The organism is Streptomyces melanosporofaciens (genome assembly GCF_900105695.1).
Lineage (GTDB): Bacteria > Actinomycetota > Actinomycetes > Streptomycetales > Streptomycetaceae > Streptomyces > Streptomyces antimycoticus.
The window spans coordinates 2,626,521-2,640,879 of sequence record NZ_FNST01000002.1 but is presented as its reverse complement, the minus strand read 5'-3'; the positions used below and the strand labels follow the sequence as shown (position 1 = coordinate 2,640,879).

General features: G+C 71.0%; 10 protein-coding genes, 2 pseudogenes and 1 riboswitch. Of the genes and pseudogenes, 8 read left to right on the top strand and 4 right to left on the bottom strand.

Translation table 11 applies throughout. The features are described 5' to 3' along the window. Nucleotides 1–113 precede the first annotated feature (113 nt). Genes BLV72_RS13845 through BLV72_RS13830 form a run of 4 tightly spaced genes read left to right on the top strand, consistent with a single transcriptional unit; the run spans nucleotide 114 to nucleotide 5,847 of the window. Nucleotides 114–1,700 (top strand): GMC family oxidoreductase, encoded by a 1,587-nt coding sequence (locus BLV72_RS13845; protein ID WP_093462560.1) that lies wholly within the window; start codon nucleotides 114–116, stop codon nucleotides 1,698–1,700. After that, complete coding sequence (locus tag BLV72_RS13840) at nucleotides 1,700–2,800, top strand: quaternary amine ABC transporter ATP-binding protein (protein ID WP_208905626.1); 1,101 nt, start codon at nucleotides 1,700–1,702, stop codon at nucleotides 2,798–2,800. Before BLV72_RS13845 ends, BLV72_RS13840 begins: the two co-directional genes overlap by 1 nt. 46 nt (nucleotides 2,801–2,846) lie before the next feature. Next, nucleotides 2,847–4,868, top strand: coding sequence for an ABC transporter permease (locus BLV72_RS13835; protein ID WP_093462558.1), 2,022 nt, complete (start codon nucleotides 2,847–2,849; stop codon nucleotides 4,866–4,868). Between the two features lies 1 nt (nucleotide 4,869). After that, nucleotides 4,870–5,847, top strand: coding sequence for an ABC transporter substrate-binding protein (locus BLV72_RS13830; protein WP_093462556.1), 978 nt, complete (start codon nucleotides 4,870–4,872; stop codon nucleotides 5,845–5,847). A gap of 105 nt (nucleotides 5,848–5,952) precedes the next feature. Here BLV72_RS13830 and BLV72_RS13825 read toward each other — a convergent pair whose 3' ends face one another. Both BLV72_RS13825 and BLV72_RS13820 read right to left on the bottom strand, forming a co-directional pair. Then, entirely contained in the window at nucleotides 5,953–6,720 is a 768-nt protein-coding gene (locus BLV72_RS13825) for an isocitrate lyase/PEP mutase family protein (RefSeq protein WP_093462555.1), read from the bottom strand. 12 nt (nucleotides 6,721–6,732) lie between these two features. Then, the gene (locus tag BLV72_RS13820; protein ID WP_093462553.1) at nucleotides 6,733–7,215 is read right to left on the bottom strand and encodes a carboxymuconolactone decarboxylase family protein; all 483 of its coding nucleotides are present in this window, start codon (nucleotides 7,213–7,215) and stop codon (nucleotides 6,733–6,735) included. Between the two features lie 46 nt (nucleotides 7,216–7,261). Between BLV72_RS13820 and pdxR the strand changes: the two genes are divergently transcribed. Together pdxR and BLV72_RS13810 are read left to right on the top strand one after the other, a co-directional pair. Then, nucleotides 7,262–8,818, top strand: coding sequence for a MocR-like pyridoxine biosynthesis transcription factor PdxR (gene pdxR / locus BLV72_RS13815; RefSeq protein WP_093462552.1), 1,557 nt, complete (start codon nucleotides 7,262–7,264; stop codon nucleotides 8,816–8,818). A gap of 309 nt (nucleotides 8,819–9,127) precedes the next feature. Further along, nucleotides 9,128–9,412: pseudogene (locus BLV72_RS13810) on the top strand (glutathionylspermidine synthase family protein); the annotation flags it as partial. A gap of 140 nt (nucleotides 9,413–9,552) precedes the next feature. Here the strand turns inward: BLV72_RS13810 and rocD are convergent. Continuing rightward, nucleotides 9,553–10,773, bottom strand: a complete 1,221-nt coding sequence (gene rocD / locus BLV72_RS13805; protein WP_093462551.1) for an ornithine--oxo-acid transaminase — start codon at nucleotides 10,771–10,773, stop codon at nucleotides 9,553–9,555. Nucleotides 10,774–10,805: 32 nt separating this feature from the next. Further along, a riboswitch (ZMP/ZTP riboswitch) is annotated at nucleotides 10,806–10,903 on the top strand. 39 nt (nucleotides 10,904–10,942) lie between these two features. Between rocD and BLV72_RS13800 the strand changes: the two genes are divergently transcribed. Further along, the gene (locus BLV72_RS13800; RefSeq protein ID WP_093470328.1) at nucleotides 10,943–12,214 is read left to right on the top strand and encodes a serine hydroxymethyltransferase; all 1,272 of its coding nucleotides are present in this window, start codon (nucleotides 10,943–10,945) and stop codon (nucleotides 12,212–12,214) included. 305 nt (nucleotides 12,215–12,519) lie between these two features. Here the strand turns inward: BLV72_RS13800 and BLV72_RS46590 are convergent. Then, a pseudogene (locus BLV72_RS46590) lies at nucleotides 12,520–13,041 on the bottom strand (RNA polymerase sigma factor); the annotation flags it as partial. Nucleotides 13,042–13,117: 76 nt separating this feature from the next. On the opposite strand from BLV72_RS46590, the gene trpS reads away from it, so the two are divergent. Next, a complete protein-coding gene (gene trpS / locus BLV72_RS13790) occupies nucleotides 13,118–14,131 on the top strand; it encodes a tryptophan--tRNA ligase (RefSeq protein ID WP_059143642.1) in 1,014 nt (337 codons plus the stop codon). The last annotated feature ends 228 nt before the right edge of the window (nucleotides 14,132–14,359 follow it).

The following is a 14,359-nucleotide window of genomic DNA, read 5'->3' as shown; positions in this document are numbered from 1 at the left end:
GAGATCGGCCCGTGGACACCGAGGCACCCAGCAACACCCCCACCCCAGGGGCGGCAGCCCCCGTCCCGCACCGGCGCGAGCCGTTTGGGTAAGACCGCGAGGAGTAACCCCACATGTCCGTACCTGTCGTATACGACTATGTCGTCATCGGCGGCGGCACCGCAGGATCGGTGATCGCTTCCCGGCTCACCGAGGACCCGGACATCCGTGTCGCCGTCATCGAGGGCGGACCGTCCGATGTCGACCGGCCCGATGTGCTGACCCTGCGCCGCTGGCTCGGCCTGCTCGGCGGGGACTTGGACTACGACTACCCCACCACCGAGCAGCCACGCGGAAACTCGCATATCCGGCACAGCCGGGCGCGGGTGCTCGGGGGGTGCTCCTCGCACAACACCCTGATCTCCTTCAAGCCGCTGCCGGGTGACTGGGACGAGTGGGCCGAGGCCGGCGCCGAGGGCTGGGACGCGCAGTCCATGGACCCGTACTTCCAGCGGCTGCGCAACAACATCGTCCCGGTGGACGAGAAGGACCGGAACGCGATCGCGCGGGACTTCGTCGACGCCGCCCAGGCCGCCGCCGGGGTGCCGCGGGTCGAGGGGTTCAACAAGCAGCCGTTCCATGAGGGCGTCGGCTTCTTCGACCTCGCATACCACCCGGAGAACAACAAGCGCTCCTCGGCGTCCGTCGCCTATCTGCACCCGTTCCTCGACCGGCCCAACCTCCGTCTGATGCTGGAGACCTGGGCGTACAAGCTGGAGCTGGACGACACCGGCCGGATCACCGGCGTCCATGTGCGCACCAAGGACGGCGAGGAGATCGTCGTGCGGGCCGAGACCGAGGTCCTGGTCTGCGCGGGCGCCGTGGACACCCCGCGGCTGCTGATGCACTCCGGTATCGGGCCCAAGGCCGATCTGGAGGCGCTGGGCATTCCGGTCGTTCACGATCTGCCGGGCGTCGGCGAGAATCTGCTCGACCACCCCGAGTCGGTCATCGTGTGGGAGACGGACGGCCCGATCCCGGACAACTCCGCGATGGACTCCGACGCGGGCCTGTTCATCCGGCGGGACCCCGAATCCCGGGGCCCTGACCTGATGTTCCACTTCTACCAGATCCCGTTCACCGACAATCCGGAGCGGCTGGGCTACGAAAAGCCCGAGCACGGCGTGTCGATGACCCCCAACATCCCCAAGCCGCGCAGCCGCGGCCGGCTCTACCTCACCAGCGCCGATCCGTCCGTCAAGCCCGCCCTCGACTTCCGTTACTTCACGGACGAGGACGACTACGACGGCCGCACGCTGGTCGACGGCATCCGGGTCGCGCGGGAGATCGCCAAGACCGAACCGCTGGCGAGCTGGCTCAAGCGCGAGGTGTGCCCGGGCCCGGAGATCACCTCGGACGAGGAGATCAGCGAGTACGCCCGCAAGGTCGCGCACACCGTGTACCACCCGGCGGGCACCTGTCGAATGGGTGCCCCGTCGGACCAACTCGCCGTGGTCGGCCCGGATCTGCGGATCCGGGGTCTGAACGGCGTTCGTATCGCCGACGCGTCCGTCTTCCCGACGATGCCGGCCGTGAACCCGATGATCGGAGTCCTGATGGTGGGCGAGAAGTGCGCTGAGCTGCTGTTCGAGGATCGCGACCGGGAACGGCACAGGCCCGACGACCGGGCTGCCACACTCGCGCCGGGAGGTGAGGCGTGATGGCCACGACCCTGGTCCCCGAGACGCCCGACACCCCCAAGACTCCCGAGAGCGGCGAGCGCGCCCCGGTGTTCTCGGTCCGCGACCTGTGGAAGGTCTTCGGCCCCAAGGCCGAGCGCATCCCCGGTTCCGCCGAGGCGGAGCTGCCCGCCGGCGAGCTGCGTGCCCGCACCGGCTGCACCGCCGCCGTCCGCGAGGTCTCCTTCGACGTCCAGCCGGGCGAGGTCTTCGTGGTCATGGGGCTGTCCGGCTCCGGCAAGTCCACCCTCGTCCGCTGCCTCACCCGGCTGATCGAGCCCACCTCCGGGACCCTGAAGATCGACGGCGAGGACGTCCTGGCCATGGACAAGGCCCGGCTGCGCGATCTGCGCCGGCACCGCGCCGCCATGGTCTTCCAGCACTTCGGACTGCTGCCGCACCGCTCCGTCATCGACAACGTCGCCTACGGCCTGGAGATCCAGGGCATGGGCAAGGCCGAGCGCCGCGCCAAGGCCGCCGAGGTGGTGGAGAAGGTCGGTCTCACCGGTCTCGAGCGCCGCCGCCCCGGACAGCTCTCGGGCGGTCAGCAGCAGCGCGTGGGCCTGGCCCGGGCGCTCGCCGTCGACCCCGAGGTGCTGCTCTTCGACGAGCCGTTCAGCGCGCTCGACCCGCTGATCCGCCGCGATATGCAGGAGGAGGTCATCCGCCTGCACCATGACGAGGGCCGGACGATGGTCTTCATCACCCACGACCTCAGCGAGGCGCTGCGGCTCGGCGACCGCATCATGCTGATGCGCGACGGCGGGATCGTGCAGCTCGGCACCCCGGAGGAGATCGTCGGCTCCCCGGCGGACGACTACGTACGGGACTTCGTCCGCGATGTTCCGCGGGAGCAGGTGCTGACCGTGCGCCGCGCCATGCGCCCCGCGACCTCGGACGAGCAGGACGGCGGGCCCGCGCTGGCGCCCGGCACCACGGTCGCCGACGCGATCGAGGCCGTGGCCCGCACCGGCGGCCCCGCGCGCGTCGTGGACGACGGCCGCTGCCTGGGCGTCGTCGACCACGCCTGTCTGCTGAGCGTCGTCGCGGGCCTGGACGGCAAGGAGGTGGCCGCGGCATGACCACCGCCTCGACCCTCTCTCCGCCGGGCGGCACCGGGGGGCGCGTATGAGCGCCACGGCCACCCGCCCCTCCACCGACCCCGCCACCGACCCGGCCGCCACCGGGACGGCGGCGGCCGAACCGCGCCCGTCCCTGCTGAGCTCCGCCGTCCGCAGCCCCGCCGCGCGCAAGCTGGCGGCGCTCGTGGTGATCGCCGCCGTGCTCATACCGCTCGCCCACGCCAAGTGGGCGAGCGGTAGCTGGCCGCACGCGCTGACCGTCGATGTGTCCGGGCCGCTCGGCGACGCCAGCGACTGGATCCTCGACAACCGCGACAGTCACTGGATCTTCCTCTACTTCTTCGGCCACATCAGCAACGTCATCATCATTGGTGTCCGCGCCGTCTATGTGGCCCTGCTCGCCCTCGGCTGGGCCGGTGTCACCGCCGGGCTGACCCTGATCGCCTGGCGGGTCGCCGGGGTGCGGATCGCGGTCACGACCCTGGTGTCCTTCGCCATCTGCGGACTGCTGGGCATGTGGGTGCCGACGATGCAGACGCTCGCGCTGATGGTCATCGCCGTCACCGCCTCCGTCGTCATCGGCGGACTGCTGGGCCTGGCCGGCGGCCTCTCGGAGTGGGCGTTCCGGGCGCTGCGGCCGGTGCTCGACACCATGCAGGTGCTGCCCGCGTTCGCGTATCTGCTCCCCGTCGTGATGATTTTCGGCAACGGCGTGCCCGGCGCGGTGCTGGCCACCGTGATCTACGCGGCTCCGCCCATGGCCCGGCTCACCGCCCTCGGCCTGCGCGGCGCGGACGCCGGGGTGCTGGAAGCGGTGACCTCGCTGGGCGCGACCTGGCGGCAGCGGCTGCTGTCCGCCCGGCTGCCGCTGGCCCGCAAGGAGCTGCTGCTGGGCATCAACCAGACGATCATGATGGCGCTGTCCATGGCCGTCATCGCCTCCGTGATCGGCGGCGGCGGTCTCGGTGACCGCGTCTACCAGGCGCTGTCCAGCGTCGACGTCGGCAAGGCGCTCGCCGCCGGCCTCCCGATCGTGCTCCTCGCCGTTGTGATGGACCGCACCATCGGATCGGCGGGCGAGCGGCTCGGCACGCCCCCGGCCGAGGGCGGGCACCGGCTGCTGCGCGGCTGGCCCGCGTGGGCGGGGGTCGCGGTGGTCACCGCGGTCATCACCGTCGTCGGACGGCTGACCGGCTCCCAGACCTGGCCGACCGGCTGGACCGTCGCCATCGAGGAGCCCGTCAACCAGTTCAAGGAGTGGATGGTCGACCACCTCTACACCGGAGTGCCGGTCGTCGGCGGCACCGCCGACTGGGCCGCGGACTACGTCAAGTGGATTCTCGACCCGCTGCGCGAGGGGCTGCAGGGCCTCCCGTGGTACGCGGTGCTGCTGATCGTCGCGGCCCTGGCCTGGCTGATCGGCACCTGGACCACCGCGCTGACCGCCACCGCCGCCATGGCCGCGATCGGTGTGCTCGGCGTGTGGGAGCCGTCCATGGACACCCTCTCCCAGGTGCTGGCGGCCGTCTTCGTCACGCTGGTCCTCGGTTTCGCGATCGGCATCTGGGCCGCGCGCAGCACCCGGCTGGAGCGGATGATGCGACCGGTGCTGGACATGTTCCAGACCATGCCGCAGTTCGTGTACCTGATCCCCGTGGTCGCGCTGTTCGGCGTCGGCCGCGCCCCCGCGGCGGCCGCGGCCATCGTCTACGCGCTGCCCGCCGTCATCCGCATCACCACCCAGGGGATCCGGAACGTCGACCCGGCCGCGCTGGAGTCGGCGCGTTCGCTCGGTGCCACCCAGGGACAGCAGCTGCGCCAGGTCCAGCTCCCGCTGGCCCGCCCGGCGCTGCTGCTCGCCGTCAACCAGGGCGTGGTGCTGGTGCTGGCCGTGGTCGTCATCGGCGGTCTGGTCGGCTCGGGCGCGCTCGGCTACGACGTGCTGTTCGGCCTGGCACAGGGCGATCTGGCGACCGGTCTGGTGGCGGGTACGGCGATCGTCTGCCTGGGGCTGATGCTCGACCGCGTCACCCAGCCGACCTCGCGCCGCGACAGGAAGGGGGCTTGAGATGGCTCGCACCCGTATTCAGCTGCTGACGGCCGCCGCCGGGATCGCCGCCGTGTTCACCGCGACCGGCTGCGGCGCGGCGGACATGACCAAGCAGTCCTCGCCGTACGCCAATGTGGGCGGGGCGAAGAGCGTCACGCTCTCGGTCCAGTCGTGGGTCGGCGCCCAGTCCAATGTCGCGGTCGCCCAGTATCTGCTGGAGCATGAGCTGGGCTACCGCGTCGACACCGTCCAGGTGGACGAGATTCCGGCGTGGGACGCGCTCAGCCAGGGCCGGGTGGACGCGATCCTGGAGGACTGGGGCCACCCGGAGCAGGAACAGCGCTACGTCAAGGACAAGAAGCTGATCGTGCCGGGCGGCGGGCTCGGCGTCACCGGCCATATCGGCTGGTGGGTGCCGAAGTACTTCGCCGACAAACATCCGGACGTGCTGAACTGGAAGAACCTCAACAAGTACGCCAAGACCTTCAAGACCGCCGAGAGCGGCGGCAAGGGCCAGCTACTGGACGGGTCCCCGTCCTATGTCACCAATGACAAGGCGCTGGTGAAGAACCTGAAGCTGAACTACCAGATCGTCTTCTCGGGTTCGGAGGCGGCGCAGATCACCCAGATCAAGCAGTTCGCCAAGGGCAAGAAGCCGTTCCTGACGTACTGGTACGAGCCGCAGTGGCTGTTCAACCAGGTGCCGATGGTCGAGGTCAAGCTGCCCAAGTACACCGACGAGTGTGCGAACGAGGGCACCAAGGACCCCGAGTCCATCGACTGCGCCTACCCGACCACACCGCTGCAGAAGTACCTCAACGCGGACTTCGCGAAGCAGGGTGGGAAGGCGTCGGCGTTCCTGAAGAAGTTCCACTGGACCAAGCAGGACCAGAACGAGGTGTCCGAGCTGATCGCCTCGAAGGGGATGTCGGCCCAGGACGCCGCGAAGAAGTGGGTCGAGGCGCACCCGGACGTCTGGAAGAAGTGGATGCCGTAAGGGCGGAGCTCCAGCCGTGGACATACGCGGTGGACCCCGCTTCGTCCGGATGCACGCATGCGCGGGACGGAGCGGGGTCCAGCCGTTTTACGGGACGGGTCTGTATTACGGAGCGGGGTCCAGCCGTTTGACGAGGTTCCCCGCCTCGGCCATGGTCTGGCGGAGCAGCCGGGGGCCGAAGGTGATCCGGGTGGCGCCCAGCCGGCCCAGCTCACGCGGGGACGGGCCGTCCGGGTCGAACGCCGCCGCGTTGAGCGGGGCGTCGATGGCGGCCGCCAGGCGGGGCAGCAGCTCCGGGGGCGCCAAGATCGGGTACACGCAGTCCGCGCCCGCCTCCACATAGAGCCGTCCGCGCTCGACCGCGGCCGCGACCGCGGTCTGGGGGTCGAGGTCCGGGCCGCCGCGGACGAAGGTGTCGACACGGGCGTTGATCACCAGATCCTCGCCCGCCTCGGCCCGCACCGCCGCCAGCCGGTCCGCCTGGCGCGCGGGCTCCACCAGCCCGCCGGTCGCGTGGTCGGAGTCCTCCAGGTTGCAGCCCACCGCGCCGGTCTCCAGCAGCCGCTCGACCAACTCCTTGGGGGCGAGGCCGTAGCCGCTTTCGACGTCCGCGGAGACGGGGACGTCCACCGCCCGGATGATCCGGGCGATCGCGGCGAACATCTCCTCCGGCGGGGTGTGGCCGTCCCGGTGGCCGAGGGAGGCCGCGATCCCCGCGCTCGGCGTGGCGAGGGCGGGGAATCCCGCGTCGGCGAAGACCCGGGCCGAGGCGGCGTCCCAGGGCCCGGGGAGCACCAGCGGATCACCGGGCTCCCGGCCGTGGTGCAGCGCGCGGAGCACCCGGGCACCGTCCGTGGTCGCGGGTGCCGTCATGGCGGACCCGCCTCAGTGGCCCGCGGGCTTGTAGGCGCCGGGAACCATGCGGGTGGTGACCCCGATGCGGTTCCAGGCGTTGATGGTGAAGATCAGGGCGATCACCTGCGCCAGCTCCTTCTCCTCGAAGTGCTTGGCGGCGCGCTCGTAGACCTCGTCGGGGACGAAACCGTCGGTCAGGACCGTCACGGCCTCGGTCAGGGCGAGGGCGGCCTGCTCCTTCTCGGTGTAGAGGTCGCCGGCCTCCTCCCAGGCGTTGAGGAGGTAGAGGCGCTCCTCCGACTCGCCCGCCGCGCGGGCGTCCTTGGTGTGCATGTCGATGCAGAAGGCGCAGTGGTTGAGCTGTGAGGCACGCACCTTGACCAGCTCAGCCAGTACCGGGTCCAGGCCCTTACGGGCGGCCGTGTCCAGGCTGACCATGGCCTTGTAGACCTCGGGGGCCGCCCCGGCGAACTCCATCCGGGGGCCATGTGCATGAGAAGTTCCGGTCGTCATGCCTCCACGCTAGAGGCCCGGCGGCCCAGGAGTATGGTCCATTTCCATGGCAGATTCATGGGCCACTCGAAGAGGCGGTCCCGGACAGCGGACGACCGGATCCGAACAGCGGACGACCGGCTCTGGACGGCGGACGGGCGATTCCGGGCGGCGAACAGACAGCTCCGGTCGGCGGACGGACGGCCGCAGCGGGCTGGGCACGGATCTGCATCTGGATCTGCCGCCGGGCGGCGGGAGCGGGGTGCGGGGCGCGCTCATCGGCGCCCTGCGCGACGCCGTCCGCAGCGGGCGGCTCGCCCCGGGCACCCGGCTGCCCTCCTCCCGTTCCCTCGCCACCGACCTCGGCATCGCCCGGAACACCGTCGCCGACGCCTATGGGGAACTGGTCGCCGAGGGCTGGCTGACCGCCCGGCAGGGCTCGGGCACCCGGGTCGCCGAACGCGTCGTGCCGCCCGAGCCCGCCCCGCCGCGCACACCCGCGGCCGCCACCCGGCCCACCTACGATCTGCGGCCCGGCGAACCCGATGTCTCGGCCTTCCCCAGGACCGCCTGGCTCTCCGCGGCCCGGCGCGCCCTGATGGCCGCGCCGAACGACGCCTTCGGCTACGGCCACCCCGCCGGACGGCCCGAGCTGCGGCGGGTCCTGGCCGGCTATCTGGCGCGCGCCCGCGGGGTGCGGGCCGCGCCCGAACGGATCGTGGTGTGCGCGGGGTTCGTCCAGGGGCTGGCCCTGCTCAGCAAGGTGCGGGAGAAGGCCGGACACCGTGAGGTGGCCGTGGAGTCCTACGGGCTCGACGCCCACTGGAACGTGATGCGCGGGGCCGGACTGCGCACCGTACCGCTGCCGGTCGATCAGCAGGGGGCGCGGACGGCGGAGCTGGACCGGTCGGCCGGGCTGCGGAACGTCCTGCTCACCCCGGCGCATCAGTTCCCCATCGGTGTGCCGTTGGACCCCGACCGGCGCGCCGCCGTGGTCGACTGGGCCTCGCGGGTGGGCGGACTGGTGCTGGAGGACGACTACGACGGGGAGTTCCGCTACGACCGTCAGCCGGTCGGGGCACTGCAGGGGCTCGACCCCGAGCATGTGGTCTATCTGGGCACCGCGAGCAAGAGCCTGGCGCCCGCGCTGCGGCTGGCATGGATGGTGGTGCCGGACCATCTGATGGACGACCTCCTGGCGCTCAAGAGAACGGGGGAGTGGGAGTCGGGAAGGCTGGACCAGTTGACGCTCGCGGAGTTCATCGACTCCGGGGCGTACGACCGTCATGTGCGCGGTATGCGGATGCGCTACCGGCGCCGCCGCGACCAGTTGGTGGCGGCGCTCGCCGAACGCGCCCCGCGGGTACGGGTCACCGGCATCGCGGCCGGGCTGCACGCGGTGCTCCAACTGCCGCCGGGCACCGAGCAGTCCGTGGTGCGGGGCGCGGCCTGGCAGGGCCTGGCACTGGACGGGCTGTCCCGCTACCGCTACCGCGAGGAACAGGGGCAGAAGCAGCAACAGGAGCCGGGCGGGCAGCCCGATGCGCTGGTGTTCGCCTATGGCACCGCACCCGACCACGCCTTCGCGGGCGCCCTGGAGGCGCTGTGCCGGGTGCTGCCCTGAAGCCATGCGTTTCGGCGGCCTGAAGGCACACGTGAGGCCACACGCTTCGGCCGAGCCCCGCCGTCCCTCTGCGCGGCAGCTCTCCCTAGGGTGGACGGTTGCGGCCTCGGGGAGACCGGGGAGACGACGGCCTCGGGGGACAGGAACGGGGACACGGGGATGGAAGGAAGACGACGCGGCGACTGCGGTCGAGCACGGTGATCCTGGGCGGTATGGGCGCGCCGGCGGCGGCGCTCACCTCCTGTGGTTCGGAACCGGACAAGCGCTGTGTGGACCGGAACGGCTATGACGCGGTGAACGGATACCGGGCTCGACGGCCCCCGGGAACTGGCCCGTACCACCGGCTACGTGGCCAAGCCGCTGCTCGGCCGGGAGGGGGCCGGGGTCACCGTGCGTCCGCCGGGCGAGGAGCCCGTCCTCCGCGATGAGCCGTGCTGCTACCAGGAACTGGCGCCGCTGCCCGACTTCGACGGCAACCGGGTGGTGCTCGGCACCTGGGTCGTCGAGGGCGAGGCGGCGGGACTCGGCATCCGCGAGTCGGCGGGGCTGGTGACGGATGAGTACGCGCGCTTCATCCCCCATGCGATCCTCTGAACCACAGTGATCCTCTGAACCACAGTGATCCTCTGAACCACAGTGATCCTCTGAACCACAGTGATCCTCCGACCCACGCGGGGCCCCCGAGCCGTACCGGGCCTCTGACCAGCGCAGGTCCACCGAGGAGCCGTACCGGGTCATTCGGCCAGCACCGCCCTGAGTTGGTCCAGCGCCCACTCCAGATCCTCCTCGCCGATCACCAGGGGCGGGGCGATCCGGATGGTGGCGCCATGGGTGTCCTTGACCAGCACGCTGCGGTCCATGAGCCGCTCGGAGATCTGCCGCCCGGTGCCCCGTGACGGATGGATGTCCACCCCCGCCCACAGCCCCCGGCCACGCACCTGCTCAACTCCCCTTCCCACGAGCAGCCCCAGCTCCCGGTGGAGCAGCTCGCCCAGCGTGGCCGAGCGCCGCTGGAACTCCCCGGTCCGCACCATGGCGATGACCTCCAGGGCGAGCGCGCAGGCGAGCGGGCTGCCGCCGAAGGTGGAGCCGTGCTCCCCGGGGCGGTGCACCCCGAGCACCTCGCGGGAGGACACCACCGCCGACACCGGCACCACTCCGCCGCCCAGCGCCTTGCCCAGCACATAGACATCGGGGACCACCCCCTCGTGCTCACAGGCGAAGGTGGTGCCGGTACGCCCGAGGCCCGACTGGATCTCATCGGCGATGAACAGCACATTCCGCTCCTGGGTCAGCTCCCGGACCCCGGCCAGATAGCCGGGCGGTGGCACCACCACCCCGGCCTCGCCCTGGATCGGCTCCAGCAGCACGGCGACCGTCTCCTCGGGCGCGGCGTCGAGCGCCGCCTCCATCGCCGCCAGCTCCCCATACGGCACGATCGAGAACCCGGGGGTGAAGGGGCCGTGGTCGGCACGGGCCTCCGGATCGGTGGAGCAGCTGATGAGGGTGATCGTCCGGCCGTGGAAGTTGTTCCCGGCGGCGATGATCCTGGCCCGGCCGTCCGGTACGCCCTTGATCCGGTAGCCCCATTTGCGGGCGGTCTTGATGGCCGTCTCCATCGCCTCCGCCCCCGTGTTCATGGGCAGCACCATCTCCATGCCGCACAGCTCGGCCAGCTCGGAGCAGAAGGCGCCGAAGCGGTCGTGGTGGAACGCGCGGGAGGTGAGGGTGACCCGGTCCAGCTGCGCCTTGGCGGCCTCGATCAGCCGGCGGTTGCGATGTCCGAAGTTGAGCGCCGAGTATCCGGCGAGCAGATCGAGATACCGGCGGCCCTCGACATCGGTCATCCAGGCGCCTTCGGCGGACGCGACGACGACCGGCAGCGGATGGTAGTTGTGCGCGCCATGGGCCTCGGCGGCGGCGATGGCCCGCTCCGCGGAGCGTCCCGGTCCCATCTTGTCCTCCTTGTCTCACTAGCTAGAGTGGGGGTGCGCACCGTGACTGGCGAGCCGAGCGTGGAACCGACCACGAGGAAGCGATGCGCGGCCTCAGCGCCACGAGGTGCCGCCCGCCTGGGCACCCCGGGACACGACCGGACCGTCACCGATCGCCCCGGAGGACTCGATGAGCCTGCCCCTGACCCATCCCGCACTGTCGGCCGCCGACCCCGAACTCGCCTCCCTCGTCGGCTCCGAGGAGCTGCTGCAGTCCGAGACCCTGCGCCTGATCCCGAGCGAGAACTATGTCTCCGCCGCCGTCCTGGAAGCCTCCGGGACGGTGCTGCAGAACAAGTACAGCGAGGGCTACGCCGGCCGCCGCTACTACGAGGGCCAGCAGGTCATCGACCAGGTGGAGACCCTGGCGATCAACCGGGCCAAGGCCGTCTTCGGCACCGAGCACGCCAATGTGCAGCCCTACTCCGGCTCGCCCGCCAACCTCGCGGTCTATCTGGCCTTCGCCCAGCCCGGTGACACCGTGATGGGCATGTCACTGCCCATGGGCGGTCATCTCACCCACGGCTGGGGCGTCTCCGCCACCGGCACCTGGTTCCGCGGAGTCCAGTACGGGGTGCGTCAGGACACCGGCGCGATCGACTTCGACCAGGTGCGCGAGCTGGCCCTCCAGGAGCGGCCCAAGCTGATCTTCTGCGGTGGCACGGCGGTGCCCCGCACGATCGACTTCGCCGCCTTCGCGGAAATCGCCCGCGAGGTGGACGCGGTGCTCGTCGCCGATATCGCGCATATCGCCGGTCTGATCGCGGGCGGTGCCCACCCCTCGCCCGTTCCGTATGCCGATGTCATCTCCACCACCACTCATAAGACGCTCCGGGGCCCGCGCGGCGCCATGCTGATGGCGCGCGAGACCCATGCCAAGGCCATCGACAAGGCCGTCTTCCCCGGGCTGCAGGGCGGTCCGCACAACCAGACCACCGCCGCCATCGCGGTGGCCCTGCACGAGGCCGCCCAGCCCGCCTTCCGTGACTACGCCCATGCCGTGGTCGCCAACGCCAGGGCGCTCGCCGAGGAACTGCTCGCCCGCGGCTTCGATCTGGTCTCCGGCGGCACCGACAACCATCTGATCCTGATGGACCTGACGCCCAAGGAGGTGCCCGGCAAGGTCGCGGCCAAGGCCCTGGACCAGGCCGGGATCGTGGTGAACTACAACACCGTCCCCTACGACCCGCGCAAGCCCTTCGACCCCTCCGGCATCCGGATCGGCACCCCCTCCCTCACCTCGCGCGGTCTGTCCACCGAGCACATGCCCGCCGTGGCCGACTGGATCGACCGCGGGGTGACCGCCGCGAAGAGCGGTGACCAGGGCGCCCTCATCAAGATCAGGGCCGAGGTGTCCGAGCTGATGGCGGCCTACCCGGCTCCCGGTCTGCCGACCGGCTGACGCCGCCCGCGGGCCCCTGCCCGGCCTCCAGGCCGGGCAGCGGCCGCCACCACTGCTCCTCCCGGATCCGGTCGTCGGCCACCGGCACCGGCAGGCCCACGATCCGGGCGAGCACCCGCTCGACCAGCGTCTCCCCGCCCGCGCGCGACACGCCGTGCCGCGACGGTCCGCCGGACGGCGGTATCTCCAACGCCCGCCCGAGTGCCCGCAGCTCTCCGGGCAGCCCTTCCTCGGCCATCTCCTTCGCCTCCCCACTCGGTCCCATCAGCCGTCCACCGCGTCTCCTCGGCGGTCTCCGACGGCCCCAGCAGCCGCTCCAGCCGTCTCAGAGCGCGGCTCAGCCGTGATTTCACCGTGCCGCGAGGCCAGCCCAGCGCCTCCGCGGTCTCGCCCTCGTCCAGATCCAGCAGATAGCGGTAGATCACCACCCGCCGCTGCGGCTCGCTCAGCTCCTCCAGCGCGGTCAGCAGCCGCTCCCGCCGCTCGCCCGCCAGCGCCACGGCCGCCGGATCGGCGGACTCCGGTATCACCGGCTCGGCCCCGGACAGCAGCGCTCCCTCCCGGTCCACCGCCGTCCGCCTCCGGCGCGCCGAACGCACCGCGTTACTCGTCTCATGGGCGACGATCCGCAGCAGCCAGGGCCGGAACGCCGCCTCGCTCTCGAACCGCCCCAGCGCGAGATACGCCTTCACAAAGGCGTCCTGCACCACATCCTCGGCATCCGCGCCCGCCCCGAGCAGCCGGGCGGTGCGGTGCGCGATCGGCGCATGGGCCCGCACCAGCTCGGCATATGCCTCGGTGTCGCCGGCCCGCACCCGCGCGATGATCTGTGCTTCACGAGTCCTCACACCTTTCATACACCGGCGGACGGAGTCTGGTTCCACACCTGAGAGAATGGGTGCCATGGCCCTCGATCGTCCCCGTGCGCTCTCCGGTATCCAGCCCACCGCAGGTTCCTTCCACCTCGGCAACTACCTCGGTGCGATCCGGCAGTACGTCGCGCTGCAGGAGACCCACGACGCGTTCTACACCGTGGTCGACCTGCACGCGATCACCGTGCCGCAAGATCCGGCGGAGCTGCGCGCCAACAGCCGGCTCGCCGCCGCCCAGCTGCTCGCCTCCGGCCTGGACCCGGACCGCTGCACGCTCTTCATCCAGAGCCATGTGCCCGAGCACGCCCAGCTCGGGTGGGTGATGAACTGTCTCACCGGCTTCGGCGAGGCGTCCCGGATGACGCAGTTCAAGGACAAGTCGGCCAGGCACGGCGCCGACCGGGCCACCGTCGGCCTCTTCACCTATCCGATCCTGCAGGTCGCGGACATCCTGCTCTACCAGGCCAACCACGTCCCGGTCGGCGAGGACCAGCGCCAGCACATCGAGCTCACCCGGGATCTGGCCGACCGCTTCAACGGCCGCTTCGGCGAGACCTTCACCGTCCCCGAGGCGTACATCGTCAAGGAGACCGGGAAGATCTACGACCTCCAGGACCCGACGATCAAGATGAGCAAGTCGGCGTCCACGCCGAAGGGCATCGTCAGCCTCCTCGACGAGCCCAAGGTCTCCGCGAAGAAGATCAAGAGCGCGGTGACCGACCTCGAGACGGAGATCCGCTACGACGAGGAGAAGAAGCCGGGCGTCAGCAATCTGCTGACCATCTACTCCACCCTGACCGGCACCGCCATCCCGGAGTTGGAGCGCCGTTACGAGGGCAAGGGTTACGGCGCGCTCAAGACCGAGCTCTCCGAGGTGCTGGTCGAGTGGGTCACGCCGTTCCGCGAGCGGACCCAGGAATACCTCGCCGACCCCGCGACGTTGGACGGGATCCTGGCCAAGGGCGCCGAGAAAGCCCGAGCTGTCGCCGCCGAGACGCTGGCCGCCGCCTACGACAAGGTGGGCTTCCTGCCCGCGGTGCGCTGAGCGGCACGTCGAGCGTCGTCCACACCACTCGGTGAGCACGGCGCACCCCGCGCACGTATGGATACGGACCCCGCGCGGACAGCGGAACACACCGGTCCGGCCCCCTGACCAGGGGGCCTGTGAACGGTGTGGGGAAGAACCGAGGAATCTGGCCGCGAAGGCGGCGCAGCCGCCACACTGACACGGGTGCAGCGGCCACAACTCAGCAGCCCGGGAGGGCCAGGAGGG